Below are 16,865 nucleotides of genomic sequence, written 5' to 3' on the forward strand. Positions count from 1 at the left end.
CCCGAATGCTCCAGGTTTTCAGCGTGCACCTTTTTAGCAAAGTTCTTGTACATGAGTTGTTTGCAAATGATAACGAAAATGACAACCTGTTACAATCGCCTAACCCACAGAAATCATTCAAGTTTTAACCGGACAGCAGTGATGCATATTATTCAAAAAGTTACAAAACCCATGCGGTTGTCTGAACATTGTCACGATCGTCATGTCCATATGTCAAAAAACACTCCCGCGGTGCGCATTGTGACAATTCCGATGGAACCTGCAATTGAGGAATCCGCCCGGATCACATCACAGCCTGCCCGTTCATCCCCGATCATTTTCACCTCGCGGCTTCCGGCCGTGACATCGGGTGAGCCGATGGATCGTGGCTCCACGCGGCCGGGCCGCGCCAGCAGCCGCGGCATGTAGCCCGGGCCGAAAGGCCCGGGTGGCCGGGATAATTTCGGGACGGGAAAGCCGCGCATGCGGCGGCGGAATCCGGGCGCCGGGCTCGGGTTGGGGCATTGATCAACCGCCAGTTGCGGCTTACCCCGGCTGTGACTTACCCCGCTCCTGCGGAGCTGGCTGCCCTCTCGCACCCTTCGCTTCCCCGGACCTTTCGGTCCGGGCTGCACTCCGCCGCCGCTCGCGCGGCGGGATCCATGCGACGGATCACGTGGGGGAGGGCGGGGGCACCGGAGGCGCATTGCGCAGTAGCCTGAACGGACGGCAGGATGTTCCGTACCGTGCCGGTGGGAGTATCGCTACACATCCACGCTGGTAAGCACCGCTGTTTGGAGTGCGCAGACACGTCTGCGCTTTGGATTCCCGCGAAGCGGGCGCTAAGCCCTGGGGAAAAGGAGAAGAAGGGATTTGGTCAAACGGGACCACCTCCACTCCGTGATCCTGTCGGGCGCATCCCGCGCCATCCAAAGCGGCGTCATGCCGCCGCACTCCAGACCATCCTGCCGTCGCACATCCACTTTCGGAAGCATCGCTGTTTGGAGTGCGCAGACACGTCTGCGCTTTGGATTCCCGCAACCCACAGGTGATGAGACCTGATCCGCCCCGCGTCGAGAACCGCACCCGGCACTCACCGCGGGCAGTCGCGGGTCATGATAACGCGGCGGCGGCCCTCGCGCGCCGCTCTCTCATCCAGTTGCCGGCTCAACACCGGCAGGGCGGACGGCCGGAAGCCCATCTTGCGGTACAGCTCGACGGCCGGCCGGTTTTCCTCGAACACCAGCAGGTGCACCCGTTCGCCGCCATGCGCCCCGGCCTGATCGAGAGCCAGACGGACCAGGTCCTTGCCGATCCCCGCGCCGCGGAAGACGGGCCGGACGAACATGCTGAAGATCCACCAGTCGGGGTAGGTGGCCTGGTCGGCGGGCCGGATCAGCATGGCCGCTCCGGCCATGCGCCGGCCCGCCTGGGCGACAAGCACCAGCCGGCGCCCCGCCGTGTCGGGGCCGGACGACTCGGTCGAGCGATCATTCTCAGCGAATGGGTGATCATCCTGGGCGGACGGGTGATCATCCTGAGTGAAGATGGAGTGGCCATAGATTCTGGCCAGATCGCCGACATCCGCCATGGTCGCCAGACGGCAGCGGATGCTCCCGCCCAGGATGCTTCCGGCCAGGCGTCGGTAGAAGCGCAGCCGCTGCACACGGCCCACAGCGGATCGGGCAACGGCCCGCGCCGCGCGCCCCCACCAGGCATAATCAAGATACGCCGTGCGGATCCCCCGGCGGGCCATCCCCCCCAGCAGCGGCCGGTGAAGGCCGATCGCCCGACCGCCCCGCTGAATCCGAACCACCCGGCCCAGCACCCGCTCCGCCGGCACCGCTTCTCTCGCGCCGGGCGCCGCGTCGCCGCGGATGGTCAGAACGACGGAGCCGGAGCGATCGGCGCGCACCGCCACGCGGTGGACTACCGGCTGATCGTGGTCGTTCCTGTACAATACGATGTCACCCACGTGCGCGTCCGCCCCCCGCACCGGCTCCAGGGTCAGGACGTCCCCGTCCCGGACCGCCGGCGCCATGCTGTGGCCGTGGGCTTCGAATTGGAATAACCCGCCGCCGGCCAGAATGTCGGCCGCCAGCCGCTCAAATGTGAAGCGGTTCAGTCTCACCTGCGGCATCGGATGACGTCCACCATTCACCGGTCCGGCAACTGATCCGGTCACTCGTTATCGGCGGGGCGAGCAGCCAGGAGCTGCAGCAGCGACTCGACGCGGGGCTGGATCGCCGGGAAGTCGGCCAGCCGCCGCGACGGATCCTTGTGGATCACTTCCATGACGAACGCCGACACCGCCTCGGGCACCGTGGCCCGCACCTCGCGGGGCGGCCGCGTCTCGCCGTAGAGGATGGCGTAGATCAGCTCCACCGACCCCTCGCCGCGGTACGGCTTGGCGCCCGTGAGCATCTCGTAGAGCACGACGCCCAGCGCGTAGTAGTCCATGCCGCAACCGGCCTTCACCTTGCCGCTCAGGTACTCAGGCGGCAGGTAGTAGAGCGTCCCCTCGAACGTGCCCGTCTGGGTCATGGACTGGGCGTCCAGGATCTTGGCCACCCCGAAATCGAGGATCTTGATGGACCGAGCCAGGTCCTGCAGCCGCAGGGTGCGGCCGCTCCGGCCCGTGCCCGGTAGGGAGTCCAGCAGCATGATGTTTTCCGGCTTGATGTCCCGGTGGATGATCCCCGCCGCGTGCAGGTCCCGGACGATCCCCGCCAGCGCCAGGAACACGGCCAGCGCGTCCCCCACCGTGAGCCGGCCGTCGGTCATCAGGGCGCGCAGGGTGACGCCGCGGCAGAACTCCATGGCATAGTAGCACTGGCCGGCGTGCTCGCCGCGGTCGTACACCTTGACGATGTTCGGGTGATCGATGCGCTCGCAGATGAGCCCCTCCTGGATGAACCGGCGGCGGCCCGTCTCGTCCATGGCGTTTTCGTGCAGCACCTTGAGCGCCACCACCCGGTCGTCCACGAGGTCGCGGGCGCGGTACACCGTGCCCAGGCCGCCGCGGCCCAGCGTCTCCAGGATGCGGTAGTGGCCCACGAAGTGGCTGCGGCGCCAGTAGTGGAAGTACGTCACCAGTTTTCGGCCCACCCGGTAGATGACCACCGACAGCACGAAGAAGAGCGCCCCAAGCAGCGCCTGGAACCACCACCGCTGCCAGAGCGGTGGCTGGATGCGGACCGCCACGGCGACGCCCCGCTCGTTCCAGACGCCGTCGTTGTTGGAGCCGCGCACCCGAAACGTGTAGTCGCCGCCGGGCAGGTTCGTGTAGCTGGCGTAACGGCGGGCGCCGCAACGGACCCACTCCCGGTCGAAGCCGTCGAGCTTGTAGGCGTAGCGGTTCTTGTCGGGGCTGTGGAAGTCCAGCGCGGCGAACTCGAAGGCGAAGAAGTTGTCGCGGTGCGATAGCTCGAGCGCGGCGCCCGTGGCCGCCAGGTCCGCGGCCACGAGCTGGTCGAACTTGCGGAAGGCGGTGACCACGACGGGGGGCACGAACGGGTTGTCCCGCACCGCACCGGGATGGAAGACGGCGAAGCCGTCGATGGTGCCGAAGCACATCTCGCCGGCGGCGGTGCGGTAGTAAGCGCCGGCGTTGAACTCGTTGCTCGGCAGGCCGTCGCTCGCGTCGTAATTCCGGAAGCTGCCGACGGCGGGATCGAACCGCGACAGGCCCCGGTTGGTGCTCAGCCACAGGGCGCCGCGGTCGTCCTCGAGGATGCCGTAGACGAGGTTATTGGGCAGGCCGTCGCGCTCCGTGTAGTGGCGGCTCCGCCCCGTGGCCGGATCAAACCGGTTCAGCCCGCCGCCCCCCGTGCCCAGCCACAGGATGCCCTGCCGGTCTTCGTGGATGCAGAACACCCGCGGGTGGCTCAGGGAGTCGGGGCGGTCCGGGTCGCTGGTGAAGCGGACAAAGGCGCCGCGCGCCGCGTCGAACCGGCACAGGCCGTTGTCGGTGCCCAGCCACATCGTGCCGGCGCGGTCGCAGAAGATGTCGCGGACCGTTCCGGCGGCGATGCTGTCCGGATCGGCCGGGTTGTGCGCGTGGCGCGTGAAGCGCCCCGTCGCCGGATCGAAGCGGTGGACGCCGGCACTCACCGTGCCCACCCAGAGGTACCCCTGCGGGTCGAAGCCGAGACAGCGGACGATGTTTTCCCCGAGGCTCGCCGGATCGCCCGGCTGGTGGCGCCAGGTGTGGAACCGGCCGCTCGTCGGATCCAGGCAGGACAGGCCGCCTTCGGCGGTGCCGATCCAGAGACGCCCGTCGGGACCTCGCGCCAGGCAGCGGATGCGGCCGTCGGGCAGCGCGTCGGCGCGGTCCGGGTCGGGCCGGTGGTGGGTGATGCGCCCCGTGCGCCGGTCCAAGCGGTCCAGGCCGCCGCCGTACGTCCCCACCCAGAGCGCGCCATCGGCGTCCTCGGCGAAGGCGAAGATCACCGCGGCCGCGAGCGACCCCGGATCGTTGGGCGACCGCGTGTAGGCGGTGAACTTCTCCCGCTTTCGGAACTTGTTGACGCCGCCGCCCAGCGTGCCCGCCCACAGCAGGCCGGAACGGTCCTGGTGGACGGCCAGCACCTCGTTGTTGGCCAGGCTCTGGCTGTCGGCCGGGTCGTGGCGGAAATGGCGGAAGGCGCCGCGCGCCGCATCCATCAGGTCCAGCCCGTCGGCGGTGCCCAGCCACAGGTCGCCGTCGGCATCGCGCAGGATGGCTCGCACCGTGTCGGAACCGAGGCTGGCCGGATCATCCGGCCGGTGGCGGTAGCGGATGACCCGGCCGGTGGCCGTGTCCAGCCGGCCCAGGCCGCCGCCGTCGGTGCCGAGCCACAGCGCGCCCGCGTGGTCGAGGCAGAGCGCCAGCACCTGGGCGGCGCCGGCGTCCACCGTCTCGCCCGGCCGGGGGAAAACTTGCTGGAACCGCCCGGTGGACGGGTCCAGCCGGCTCACGCCGCCGCCGGCCGTGCCCACCCAGAGGCTGCCGTCGAGGTCGTCGGCCAGCGCCGTGACCCGATCATGAGGCAAGCTGTGGGGCCGGTCCGGCTGCGTCCGGTACCGTCGCCACCGCCCGGTGGCGGCGTCGAACCGGTTGAGCCCCCGCGCCGTGCCCACCCACAGTGTGCCGTGCCGGTCCGCCAGGATCGCGGTGACGTTGTCGTCGCTCAGGCTCGCCGGGTCGGCCGGATCGTGCCGGAACACCGTGAAGCGCCCCGCGCGGCGGTCGAAGCGGTTCAGCCCGCCGCCGTAGGTGCCCACCCACAGGACGCCCGCGCCGTCCACGGCCACGACGTTGATGTAGGTGTCGGACAGCCACGCCGCGTCCAGCGGCCGGGGTTTGTAGACGGTGAAGGCGTAGCCGTCGTAGCGGTTGAGTCCGTCTTCGGTGGCGAACCACATGAAGCCCAGCGGGTCCTGGGCGATGGACTGGACGCTGCTCTGGGACAGGCCCTGCTCGATGGACAGGCGCTGGAAGCGCAGGCGGGCGGGAGCCTGCCCATCGGACTGCCCGGCGGCCAGACCGGCGGCCGCAGCAACGCCCAATGCCAGTCCAGCGGAGCGGATCAACCGGCGGCAGACGAAGCCGATCGCCGCCGCGCGCCCGCTGTCCCCATGTCGCCCGCTATTCGTGTCAACCATTGGCGCGCCCTGTCTCCGGATGTGCCGTGCGCTGATGGGCATCTTATTGCGATCCGTCGCCCGGGTCAAGGATCTGCCAGTGTAACGGCACTTCTCTTTTGGCATGCCCTCACCAGCCAAATCCAACAGGCATCGCCTGCCTGAACACGGGGACCGAGGCGTGCGTCATCACCGTCTCCGCATTCGATCAATTCGGCATCCTGCAGGACACTATGGTCCTCGACACCGCCGCCGGTGAGCGTCAGGTCTTCCTCCTCGACCAGCTCATGCCCGGGCTCACGGCCATCTTCGGCGGTTACATCCTGCTGGCGGGGCCGCCGGAATCCCAAATTGTCGTGTTCGAACTGTTCGGCGACCAGCCGCTCGAGTTCCTCAGCGCGGTCTCGGCGGTCCCCCTGGAATGACGTGCACAGAACGGGCAACAAACTGCGCCATGGGCCCGATAAGTAGTATCATGATGGCGTACACACCATCGGCATTCACCATCAGGAGGGGACCGCCATGACCTCAATCGGCAGAACCGATGCCCTCGGCGCCGGCTTGCCCGAGATGGAGCCGGACGCCCTCGCTCCCCGGGACGCCGCCCCGACGCTCCCTGACGGCGCGGCGCCTCTTGCCGTCGGGACGTTCGCCGACCAGCTCGTCACCGGCAGCCCGACCGTGCCTACGGCCGAATCGCTCCTGGGAGCCGAGTCGTCCGCCGCCGCGCCGGACGCCGGCCGCGGGGAGCCGGGACTGGCCGAGTTCCAGAATTTGCTCACCGAGTCCCTGAGCCTGGAGAAGGAAGCGCTCGACGCCGAAGTGGCCATGGCGCGGCTGGTCGGCGGCAAGACGTCGGCCCTCATGGGCGCCCCGACGGTGCGCCAGTCCGAGGAGCTCATCGAGAAGATGCATTCTCAGGCCGAGAGCTTCCTGAGCAAGGCGTTTGCCTTGGCCGACGATCTGGTGCGCCGCGCCGAAGGCGACGCCGCCTCCATCGAGTCTCTCGGCCTGGCCCAGGCCGAAGAGATCCTGCAGGGACTGGACGGGCAGATCGAGCAGTTGCGCAGCCAGGCGGAAGCCGAGGCGACGGGCAAGGAGGGCGATGACGCCAACGCCTTCTGGGCCCAGTTGGACCTGCGTATCACCCAGCTGCGCACCGAGGTGCAGGGCCGCGCCGAGGACACCCGGACCACCGCCCGCCTCAGCGCCCGCAAGATCCGCGACGATGCGTTCGGCCAGGCCTACCAGATCCGCCAGTCGGCCATCGACCGGTCCGACGCGTTGCACCGCACGGCGTTCCGGCAGGCCCACGCCGTCCGGAGCAGTCGCCTGACGGCCGAAGAAAACCGCACGGACCAGACCGATGACCGGAAACTGGCCGATCGGGCGGACGCGTTGCGGCAGGCGGAGCTCGATGTGACCCGGCGCCTCGACAGCCTGCGGCAGACGCTGGCGGCGGAATTCCAGAGCCGGCGGGCCGGGGGCTGATGGCGGCATCCGGACGCAAGTCACCGGGAGCAGCCGCTTCATTCCCATCGGATTCCCGTCACGGATGACCGCGGGCGGTGTCGTGCGCCCGGCCGGTTTTCTTGAAACCTGGCCGGAACGGCTGCGTACTACTTTGTGTTTCATCCCATGGGGAGGCGCATCCACCGTTGAAGACGATTCGCATTCAGGAGTCCGGACACCGCCGCCCGGGCGGCCGGAGACGCGCCGCGCGCCACGCGGCCATTCTGCTGGCGCTGGCGCTGGCGGTTGCGGCCGGGGCCGCACCCGCCCGCCGGACCTGCGTCGTCGCGTCGCGCGACTTCGTCAAGCCCCTCACCTTCACCGGTGAGCTGGAGACAAGCCAGGCCATCACCGTCCATGCCCCGGCCAGCCGGATCTGGGGGATGACCATCTCCTTCATCGTCCCCGACGGCGCGTCCGTCCGCCGGGGCGACGTGCTCGTCCGGTTCGACACGTCGAGCCTGGAGCTGGACCGGCTGGACCTGGAAAAGAAGCGCGAGGAGGCGCGGGTCCAGGTGGCCCAGAAAGAGGCGGACCTGGAAAGCCGCCGCCAGGACCTGCTGCTGGAACAGGCCGCGGCGGTGAAGAACGTCAAGGTGGCCGAGCTCTATGCCCGCCTCGATTCCGACCTGCTGCCCCGGGCTGACTACGAGACCTACCAGTACAACCTCGAGAAGGCCCGGCTGGCACTGGCCAAAGTGGAGGAACGGCTGGGCAACCTGGCCCGGACGTCCGCCGCGGAACTCGCGGTGGTCAGGCTGCAGTTCGACCAGGCGGACATCGAACTGCGCAAGATCCAGGCCGAAATCGACGCTATGACCATCACCGCCCCCGTCGACGGACTGGTGCAGGTGGCGGACAACTGGGAGAGCAGCCGCAAGTACCAAGTGGGCGACAAGATCTTCGAAGGCTCCGCGGCCCTGCAATTGCCCGACCTCGACACGCTCCAGGTGGATGCCCGCGTGTACGACACCGACCTCCTCCAACTGGCCCTCGGCCTGCCCGCTGAGATCGTGCTCGACGCCATCCCGGACCGGACCTTCCGCGGCCGGGTGGCCCAGCTCAGCGACGCGGCCAGCACCCGGAACTTCCGGTCCCAACTGCGGTCGTTCCGGATGAAGATCGCCCTGGAACGGCCCGACCCGGCCGTGATGAAACCGGGCATGACCGCCCGAATCCGGGTGCCCGTGACCCGGGCCGGGGCGCTGGTGGTGCCGCGCGCAGCCGTCCACATCGACAGCCGCGGCGAGGCGTTTCTCCGGCGACCGGGCGATCCGCCGCGCCGTGTCCCCATCGAGGTGCTGGACGCCAACGCCACCGAAGCGGCCGTCCGGGGCGACATCCGCGCCGGAGAGGAGGTGCTGCCGGCGGCCGACGCCGCCGGCGCGTCGGCCGACGCCGCCGTCGAGTGGCTGAGCGTGAAGCGGGATGACTTCGCCTTCACCGTCGCCGGCTCGGGCCAGGTCGTCGCGGAGAAGGCCGTGGACATCGGTCCGCCCGCCCTGCCCCGCGTGCGGCGCTTCAAGATCATCCGGCTGGCTGAGGAGGGCATCCAGGTCCGGCCGGGCGATTTCCTCGTCCAGTTCGATCCGTCGGAGATCTTCCGCTACCTGCGCGACGAGACCGCCGAGCTGGACAAGGCCCGGCAGGAGATCCTGCGCACCGGCTCCACCCGCGAGTCCGCGGTCAAGGACCTGGAGCTGGAACTGGAAGAGGCCAAGACCCAGGAGGTGCGCGCCCAGAGCAAGCTCCTCGACGTGCGCGAATTCGAGTCCTCCATCAAGGTCCAGGAGGCCGAGTACGAGCTGGAACTGGCCAAGGCCCGCACCGCCATGCTGGGCAAGAAGCTGGCGGCGGTGCAGGAGAACGCCCGGCTGGAGCTGGGCCTCCTGCAGGACAAGCAGCGCTTCCACCAGGAGCGCGTCCAGAGTTACCAGGCCGCCCTGGCCGCCCTGGAGGTCACCGCCCCCATCGGCGGCGTGGTCATCCACAAGACCGACTGGAACAATGAGAAAAAGCAGGTGGGCAGCGACGTGTTCATGATGGACACGATCATCTCGCTGCCCGACCTCTCCACCCTGGTGGTCCGCGGGCAGGTCGCCGAAGTGGACTCCAACAAGATCCGCATCGGCCTGCCGGTGGCGGTCTCCTTTGACGGCATCCCGGAGAAGGTGTTCCGCGGTCGGATCACGCAGATCGCCGACTCGTTGACCGCCGGCCCCCCGGATCGGCCCATCAAGTCCCTCGGTTTCACGGTCAAGCTGGAGACGGTCGATCCCCAGCGGATGCGCCCCGGCATGGCCGCCCGCCTCGAGGTGGAGATCGACCACTTCCAGAACGTGCTCGCGGTGCCGCTGGCCGCCATCGAAACCGCCGGCGGCCGTTCCTACCTGTGGGTGGAGCGCAACGGCCGGCCCCAGCGGCGCGAGGTGACGGTGGGCCGGAACAACGGGCTCATGGCCATCGTCTCCCGCGGCCTCCAGGCGGGCGAGCGGGTGGCCAGCCGGCCCGTGGAATCGTCCGCCGCGGCCGCCAACGGCGGCCGCGCGGAGGGGAGGGTCGCCCATTGACCAAGAAGCTGCTCATCACCGCCGCTGTGCTGGCCGCCCTGGCGGCCGCCGGCTACTTGTTCGGCGGACCGGTCAGCCGCCGGATCTCCGCGTGGCTGCATCCGGCGGACGACGACCCGGTGCCCACCCTGAGTCTCCAGCCACGCGAATACCGCGTCGTGGTGCCAGCCCAGGGGACGCTCACGGGACTGGATACCGTCCCCATCAACACTCCCAGCCCCCGCAGCCGTTCCCGCTGGTCTCTCAAGATCGCCTGGCTCGTCCCCGAGGGAACCCTGCTCCCCGCCGGCGGCACCCTGGTGCGCTTTGACCGGAGCGAGGCGGCCCTGGCACTGGAGCAGAACCGGAACACCGTCGCCGGCTACGACCACCGCCTCGACAAGAACAGCCAGGACGCCCGCACCGACACCCGGCTGGTGGAACTGGACCAAACCGGCGCCGACCAGGAGTACGCGTTTGCTCAGCGGCAGATCCGCAAGGACGAGGACATCTTTTCGCGCTGGGAGATCCAGGAGTCCATCATGAACGCCGCCCTGGCCCAGTACCGCAAGGGCGTGCTCGCCCGCAAGGGGGAGCTGCGCGGCACGCTGAACCAGGCCGACCAAAAAATTCTGGGGATTGAGCGCGACCGGGCACAGGCCGAGGTCCAGTCCGCTGAAGAGATTCTCTCGTCGCTGGAAATCCGGGCCCCGGTGCCCGGCGTGGTCATCTACCGCGAGAGCTGGTTCCACCGTCTGGAAGTGGGCGGCGAGGTCTGGCCGGGACAACCGCTCATAGACATCGCCAGCCTCAGTTCGTTCAAGGGCAAGATCCAGGTGGCCGAGGCCAGCATCGCCGGCGTCAAGGAGGGCGCGCCGGTCGGCGTCCGGATCGCCTCGCTGCCCGACCAGGCCTTCACCGGCCGGGTGGTCAAGGTGGCCCGGGTGGCCGAGCAGATCGTCGACGAGGATCCCCGCAAGTACTTCGAGTGCGAGATCGCCCTCGACGTGCCGGCCGACGTGCTCCCCCGCCTCAAGCCCGGCCTGCGCCTGACGGCGGAGATCGAGACGGCCCGCCAGGCAGGCGCTTTCGTGGTGCCCAAGTGCGCAGTGATCAAAAAGGACAACCGCTTTCTCGTGTATGTCCGCGATGCGCGCAACGGCTACCGCGAGCGCCTCGTGACCATCGTCGACAGCGACCACGGCTTCTTCGTCCTCGACGGCGTCCGGGACGGCGACGTGATCGCCCTGCGCCATCCGTACGAAAAGCAACAGCTCCACCTGCCGGACTTCAACGCCGCCACCACCATGACCACCGGGCGGCGCTTCATCGTCATCGGCTAGGCGGCAGCCCGCAGGGAGTCAACCGAATGCTCATCAGCGAATCGTTTAAAGTCGCCTTCGAGAACCTGTTCCGGCACAAGCTGCGCACCACGCTCACCATGCTGGGGATCATCTTCGGCGTGGCGGCCGTGCTCTCCATGCTGGCCATCGGCGCCGGCGCCGAGCAGGAGTCGTTGACCCTGATCCGCAACATGGGCCTGCGCAACATCATGGTCAAGGCCAAGGAGTTCGCCCCCAACGAGCAGAAGATCATCCGCCAGGATTCGCCCGGCCTGAGCCGCCGCGACGTGGCGGCGCTCCGCCAGGCCCTGCCCGACGGCTCGCTTGCGGTGGGCAAGAAAGTTGTGAAGACCTACCAGATCTTCTCGCGCCTCGGCAAGAGCGACTCCCGCGTGCTGGCGGTGAACGCCCTCTACCCCCAGGCGATGGGCCTGCAGCTCCTGGCCGGCACCTTCTTCCTCCCGGTGGACGAGGCCAAGGCCAACCCGGTCTGCGTGCTGGGAACCACCGCGCGGCGCAAGCTGTTCGGCGTCAACGATCCCGTCGGCGAACCGGTCAAGATCAACGAGGAGTGGTTCACCGTGGTCGGTGTGCTGGCGGACCAGTACCTGCAGAAGGACGAGTTCGAGGGGGTGAAGCTGGAGAACCCCAGCAACGACATCTACGTCCCGCTGGCCGCCTACACGGCCAAGTTCGAACCCGATCCCGTGGCCAACGAACTCGACGAGATCGTCATCCAGATCCCCGAGGGGGCCGACCTGGCCGTCCAGGCGGCGCTGGTCTCCTCGATGGTGGGCAGCATGCACCGGCAGATCGACGACTTCAATCTCGTGGTGCCGGAGAAGCTCCTGGCCCAGAACCGCCAGACGCAGCAGATCTTCAACGTGGTGATGGGCGCCATCGCCTCCATCTCGCTGCTCGTGGGCGGCATCGGCATCATGAACATCATGCTTGCCTCGGTGCTGGAGCGCACCAACGAGATCGGGCTGCGCCGGGCGCTGGGCGCGCGCCGCCGCGACATCAGCCGCCAGTTCGTCCTCGAGTCTGTGGGCCTGAGCGCCGGAGGGTCGCTGTTGGGCATCGCGCTGGGGTTCGGCATCGCGCAAATCGTGTCGGTTTACTCCGGCTGGGCCACCGTGGTCACGGTGTGGTCCGTCCTGCTGGGTGTGGGCGTCTCGTGCACCGTCGGGCTGGTGTTCGGAATCTATCCGGCCCAGCGGGCGGCCCGGATCTCCCCCATCGAGGCTCTGCGCCACGAATAGTAAACAGTGAGTAGTGAACAGTTAACGGTGAGAACGGAAGGCATCATCGGCCCCCGCCTATCTCACCGTTCACCGATTACTGTTTACTTTTCGAAGGCGACTTTCAGGGCCTCGTAGTTGGCCCTCAGGAACAGCTCCAGATCGGCTTCGGTGTGCACCGCTGAAACAAAGCACGCCTCGAATTGAGACGGCGCCAGATAGATCCCCCGTCGGAGCATCTCCCAGAAGTAGCGGCCATATCGCTGCGTGTCCGACCGGGCTGCCGAGGCAAAGTCCCGCACCGCGCCGTCGGTGAAGAACAGCGTGGCCATGGAGCCCGCCGTGTTCAGGGTCAGGCGGAGGTTCAGCCGCTCCAGGTCGCGGCGGATCCCGTCGGCCAGGTGGTCGCCCAGCCGCGCCAGCCGCGCGTACAGGCCCTCGTCCCGTTCCATCTGCTCCAGCGCCTCCAGAGTGGCCAGGCCGGCGGTCACCGCCAGCGGATTGCCGGAGAGCGTTCCCGCCTGATAAACGGGGCCCTCGGGGGCGACGTGGGCCATGACGTCCGACCGGCCGCCGTAGGCGCCCACCGGCAGGCCGCCGCCAATGATCTTGCCGAGCGTGGTCAAGTCCGGCGTCACGCCGTAGTGGGCCTGCGCGCCGCCCAGCCCCAGCCGGAAGCCGGTGATCACCTCGTCGAACACCAGCAGGATGCCGTGCGCGGCGGTGATCTCGCGCAGGAAGGGGAGGAAGCCGTCCGCCGGAGGCACCACGCCCATGTTCGCCGCCACCGGCTCCACGATGACGCACGCCAGGTCCGCCGCCTCGCGCCGGACCATGTCGGCCACCGCCGCCGCGTCGTTGTACGGAACGGTCAGGGTGAGCCCCGACACCTCCGCGGGAATCCCCGGGCAGCCCGGGATGCCCAGCGTGGCGACGCCGGAGCCCGCCTTCACCAGGAAGGCGTCGGCGTGACCGTGGTAGCAACCCTCGAACTTGAGGATCTTACGGCGGCCGGTGAATCCGCGCGCCAGCCGGATGGCGCTCATGGTGGCCTCGGTGCCCGAACTCACGAGCCGGATCTTTTCCACCGACGGCACCAGCCGACAGATGGCCTGGGCCAGCGCCAGCTCCACCGCCACCGGCGCACCGAACGAGGTGCCCTTGCCGAGCGCCTCCTCCAGCCGCCGGATCACCGGCGGGTACGCGTGTCCGAGGATCAGCGGTCCCCACGACGCCACGAAGTCGAGATACTCGTTGCCGTCGACGTCCCAGAGCCGGGCCCCGGCGCCCCGCTCGATGAAGGGCGGAGTCCCGCCCACCGATCCGAAGGCGCGCACCGGCGAATTAACCCCGCCGGGGATGCACCGGAGGGCTTCGGCGAAGAGGGCGCGGCTGCGTGTCTGGTCCATGACCGCCTCCTCAGCGGATCAGTCCGCGGGAAACCAGATCCTTGGCGAAGTAGGTCAGGATCAGGTCGGCGCCGGCGCGCTTGATGGCGGTGAGCACTTCCAGCGCGATCCGATCGTGGTCCAGCCAGCCTTGGTGGGCGGCCGCCTTGATCATGGAGTACTCGCCGCTCACGTTGTAGGCGGCCAGGGGCAAGTCAAACTCGTCGCGTACGGCCCGGATGACGTCCAGATAGGCCAGGGCGGGCTTCACCATGACGATATCGGCGCCCTCGGCGACGTCTTCGGCCACCTCGCGCACCGCCTCGCGGCCGTTGGGCGGATCCATCTGATAGGAGCGCCGGTCGCCGAACTGGGGCGCCGACTCGGCCGCCTCGCGGAACGGCCCGTAGAAGCCCGAGGCGAACTTGGCCGAGTAGGCCATGATCGGGAGATGGGTGAAGCCGTTGGCGTCCAGGGTGCGACGGATGACCAGCACCCGGCCGTCCATCATGTCGGACGGGGCCACCATGTCGGCGCCCGCCCGGGCGTGGGCCAGCGCCTGGTGGGCCAGGTTCTCGACGGTGGGGTCGTTGGCCACGTCGCCGTCACGGATCACGCCGCAGTGGCCGTGGGACGTGTACTCGCAAAAGCAGACGTCGGTGATCACCGCCAGTTCCGGCGCCTGCGCCTTCACCGCGGCGATCGCCCGCGGGATAATGCCGTCGGCGGCCCACGCGGAGGAACCGGTCTCGTCCTTCTTCTCCGGGATGCCGAACAGGATCACCGCCGGAATACCCAAGTCGCGGACGACGCGGCACTCCTCGGCCAGCACGTCCACCGACATCTGGAACACGCCCGGCATGGAGGTGATCTCCTTTTTCACGCCGCGGCCCGGCACCGCGAACAGCGGATAGATCAGGTCCTCCTTGAGCACGACGGTCTCCCGTACCATGCGTCGCAGCGTGTCGGTGCGCCGCAGGCGGCGGAATCGGAAAAATTCATAACTCATGGATGGTTGCCTCCGGAAAGATGGGCGCGGCTGGACGTCTTGCCAGCGCGGTTCGATGCAAAATAGCGCTCCAGGGATCGCAGCAGTCCGGCCGAGGTGTGCGGCTCGGCCACAACCAGCGCCACCGGCGCCAGCTTCGCCAGCGCGGCGGCGGTGACCGGTCCGATGGCCGCGGCCAGGACGCCGGGGTGGCGATGAAAATAATCGGCCCCCGCCACGACGGTAAATCCCTCGACGGCGCTGGGCGCGGCGAACAGTATTGCGTCCGCCGATTCGAGGCGGCTTCGGATGTCGGGCCCCGGCTCGGCCGGCGTGTTGGCGTACGCCGTGACCGTCCGCACGGGCCACCCGCCGGCGGCCAGCCGCTCGGCCAGCTCCTCACGCGCCCGGGACGAGCGCGGGATGAGCGCCTCGCCGGCCGGCCGGGGATAGCGCGCCAGCAGCACCCGGGCCAGCTCGGCGCCGGTGTGCCGGCGAGGCACGGCCGCGACGGCGATGCCGCGCGCCGCCAGCTCCGCCGCCGTCGCATCACCCACCGCCGCCACCCGCTTGCCGTGCCAGGCGTCCCCGCCCAGGTCGCGCGCGGCCATGCGGTCCAGCAGGTGCGTCACCGCGCTGGCCGACGGGAACACCACCCACTCGATCCGGTCCCACCGGGCCAGAGCTGCGTCCACCTCAGCCCAGGAGTCCGGCGGGCCGATGGCCACGACGGGACAGAGCACCGGCACCGCCCCCCGCGCCGCCAACTCGGTCTGCAGGGAGGCCGCCCGGGTTTCATCCCGAGTGATGACGATGGTCCGGCCCGCCAGGGGGCCACCGGCTGCAGACATATCCGCTCCTGCCCGAAGCACGCGGCGGTGGCCCGGGGCCACCGCCGGCAACCGATTGTAGCAGAAGATCGCCGGGGCGCCAATGCCGACCCGGCCTCGGCAGCTCATTTTTTGAATCAACCGCCCGCCTGTACTCGTCCAATAGGGCGGAATGGGAACGATTTCACGATTTCGTCGGGGCACGGCCAGCGAATGAGCAAAGAAAAGATCCTCGTCGCCATGAGCGGCGGCATCGACAGTTCCATGGCGGCGCACCGGCTTCTCCAGGCCGGCTACGAGGTGGTGGGCGTCACCATGCGCCTGTTCGAGGAGCCGGCCGCGGCCCCGGCCAGCGGCCAGGCGGCCTGCTGTTCCCACCGCCACTATCAGGACGCCCGCGACGTGGCCGCCGCCCTGGGCATCCGGCACTACCTGGTCAATTACCGCGACGACTTCCGCCAGCGCGTGATCACCCCGTTCGTCGAAACCTACCTCAAGGGCCTCACCCCCTCGCCCTGCATCCTGTGCAACACGCTGATCAAATTCTCCAAGCTTCGCCGCTTCGCGCACTGTCTGGGAATCCGCCGGATCGCCACCGGTCACTATGCCCGCACCCAGTTCGACGAGATCACCCGGCGCCACCTGCTGCTCCGGGGGCGGGACATGCAGAAGGACCAGTCCTATTTCCTCTTCGACCTGGACCAGGAGCAGCTCCGGGATGTGGTGTTCCCGCTGGGCGACCTGACCAAGCGGGAGATCCGCGACCAGGCCGCCGCCGCCGGCCTGCCGGTGGCCGAAAAGGCGGAGAGTCAGGAAATCTGCTTCGTGCCCGACGGCGACTACGCGGGGTTCATCAACCGCTTCGTGGACGAGGAGAAGCTGGATGCGCCCGCTCCGCCCGGCGACATCGTCCTCAAGGACGGCACGGTGGTGGGCCGCCACGAGGGGATCCACCGCTACACAGTGGGCCAGCGCCGGGGGCTGGGCATCGCCCTCGGCTACCCCACTTACGTGATCGGGCTCCGGCCCGCTCTGAACCAGGTGGTCGTGGGCCGCCTGGAGGACATCTACGCCCGTCGCTTCCGGATCACCCGCTGCAACTGGATCGCCATCCCGTCGCTGGACGAGGCCATCGATGCCACGGTGAAGATCCGGTCGCGGTTCCAGCCAGCCGCGGTGGAGATTCGGCCCTGCGGCGACAACGGCGCCGAAGTAACCTTCCGGGAGCCCCAGCCGTCCATCACGCCCGGCCAGGCCGCGGTCTTCTACTGGGACGACGTCGTGGTAGGCGGCGGCTGGATTTACCGGATCGAACCAGAATCCGCCTGAGCGGCCCCGCGGCACGCCCAATCGTTGACAAATCAATTGCCTGGCCGGGGTCCCCGTGCTATGGTAGGTCCGGCCGCGCCG

At 68.7% G+C, this 16,865-nt stretch carries 11 protein-coding genes; 6 read left to right on the forward strand and 5 right to left on the reverse strand.

Annotated features, from left to right (window positions below; genetic code table 11):
• Positions 1-1,072: 1,072 nt before the first annotated feature.
• Both GX414_09165 and GX414_09170 read right to left on the reverse strand, forming a co-directional pair.
• Entirely contained in the window at positions 1,073-2,119 is a 1,047-nt protein-coding gene (locus GX414_09165) for a GNAT family N-acetyltransferase (GenBank protein ID NLI47264.1), read from the reverse strand.
• A gap of 41 nt (positions 2,120-2,160) precedes the next feature.
• Positions 2,161-5,625 (reverse strand): protein kinase, encoded by a 3,465-nt coding sequence (locus tag GX414_09170; protein ID NLI47265.1) that lies wholly within the window; start codon positions 5,623-5,625, stop codon positions 2,161-2,163.
• Positions 5,626-5,837: 212 nt separating this feature from the next.
• Between GX414_09170 and GX414_09175 the strand changes: the two genes are divergently transcribed.
• From GX414_09175 to GX414_09195, 5 genes are all read left to right on the forward strand, one after another.
• Entirely contained in the window at positions 5,838-6,029 is a 192-nt protein-coding gene (locus tag GX414_09175; GenBank protein ID NLI47266.1) for a hypothetical protein, read from the forward strand.
• Between the two features lie 97 nt (positions 6,030-6,126).
• Positions 6,127-7,095: a hypothetical protein gene (locus GX414_09180; protein ID NLI47267.1), complete on the forward strand. Its 969-nt coding sequence runs from the start codon at positions 6,127-6,129 to the stop codon at positions 7,093-7,095.
• Between the two features lie 167 nt (positions 7,096-7,262).
• Positions 7,263-9,686 (forward strand): HlyD family efflux transporter periplasmic adaptor subunit, encoded by a 2,424-nt coding sequence (locus tag GX414_09185; protein ID NLI47268.1) that lies wholly within the window; start codon positions 7,263-7,265, stop codon positions 9,684-9,686.
• Positions 9,683-11,008, forward strand: coding sequence for an HlyD family efflux transporter periplasmic adaptor subunit (locus GX414_09190; GenBank protein ID NLI47269.1), 1,326 nt, complete (start codon positions 9,683-9,685; stop codon positions 11,006-11,008). The genes GX414_09185 and GX414_09190 overlap by 4 nt, the downstream gene beginning before the upstream one ends.
• A 26-nt stretch (positions 11,009-11,034) precedes the next feature.
• Positions 11,035-12,270, forward strand: coding sequence for an FtsX-like permease family protein (locus tag GX414_09195; protein ID NLI47270.1), 1,236 nt, complete (start codon positions 11,035-11,037; stop codon positions 12,268-12,270).
• A gap of 83 nt (positions 12,271-12,353) precedes the next feature.
• Here the strand turns inward: GX414_09195 and hemL are convergent, their stop codons facing one another.
• The 3 genes from hemL to GX414_09210 are packed head-to-tail and all read right to left on the reverse strand — an operon-like array spanning position 12,354 to position 15,476.
• Positions 12,354-13,658, reverse strand: coding sequence for a glutamate-1-semialdehyde 2,1-aminomutase (gene hemL / locus GX414_09200; protein NLI47271.1), 1,305 nt, complete (start codon positions 13,656-13,658; stop codon positions 12,354-12,356).
• 10 nt (positions 13,659-13,668) lie between these two features.
• Positions 13,669-14,646 carry a porphobilinogen synthase gene (hemB, locus tag GX414_09205; protein NLI47272.1) on the reverse strand — a complete coding sequence of 326 codons (978 nt, stop codon included), beginning with the start codon at positions 14,644-14,646 and terminating at the stop codon, positions 13,669-13,671.
• Positions 14,643-15,476 (reverse strand): uroporphyrinogen-III synthase, encoded by an 834-nt coding sequence (locus GX414_09210; GenBank protein ID NLI47273.1) that lies wholly within the window; start codon positions 15,474-15,476, stop codon positions 14,643-14,645. Before GX414_09210 ends, hemB begins: the two co-directional genes overlap by 4 nt.
• A gap of 192 nt (positions 15,477-15,668) precedes the next feature.
• On the opposite strand from GX414_09210, the gene mnmA reads away from it, so the two are divergent.
• On the forward strand, positions 15,669-16,784 hold the full coding sequence (gene mnmA, locus GX414_09215; GenBank protein NLI47274.1) for a tRNA 2-thiouridine(34) synthase MnmA: 1,116 nt from the start codon (positions 15,669-15,671) through the stop codon (positions 16,782-16,784).
• Positions 16,785-16,865 lie beyond the last annotated feature (81 nt).

Source organism: Acidobacteriota bacterium, assembly GCA_012517875.1.
Lineage (GTDB): Bacteria > Acidobacteriota > JAAYUB01 > JAAYUB01 > JAAYUB01 > JAAYUB01.

Coding starts and splice junctions, on each gene's coding strand:
- GX414_09170 (NLI47265.1), bottom strand. CDS start 5,625: ATGGTTGACACGAATAGCGGGCGACATGGGGACAGCGGGCGCGCGGCG.
- GX414_09175 (NLI47266.1), top strand. CDS start 5,838: ATGGTCCTCGACACCGCCGCCGGTGAGCGTCAGGTCTTCCTCCTCGAC.
- hemB (NLI47272.1), bottom strand. CDS start 14,646: ATGAGTTATGAATTTTTCCGATTCCGCCGCCTGCGGCGCACCGACACG.
- GX414_09180 (NLI47267.1), top strand. CDS start 6,127: ATGACCTCAATCGGCAGAACCGATGCCCTCGGCGCCGGCTTGCCCGAG.
- hemL (NLI47271.1), bottom strand. CDS start 13,658: ATGGACCAGACACGCAGCCGCGCCCTCTTCGCCGAAGCCCTCCGGTGC.
- GX414_09165 (NLI47264.1), bottom strand. CDS start 2,119: ATGCCGCAGGTGAGACTGAACCGCTTCACATTTGAGCGGCTGGCGGCC.
- GX414_09195 (NLI47270.1), top strand. CDS start 11,035: ATGCTCATCAGCGAATCGTTTAAAGTCGCCTTCGAGAACCTGTTCCGG.
- mnmA (NLI47274.1), top strand. CDS start 15,669: ATGAGCAAAGAAAAGATCCTCGTCGCCATGAGCGGCGGCATCGACAGT.
- GX414_09210 (NLI47273.1), bottom strand. CDS start 15,476: ATGTCTGCAGCCGGTGGCCCCCTGGCGGGCCGGACCATCGTCATCACT.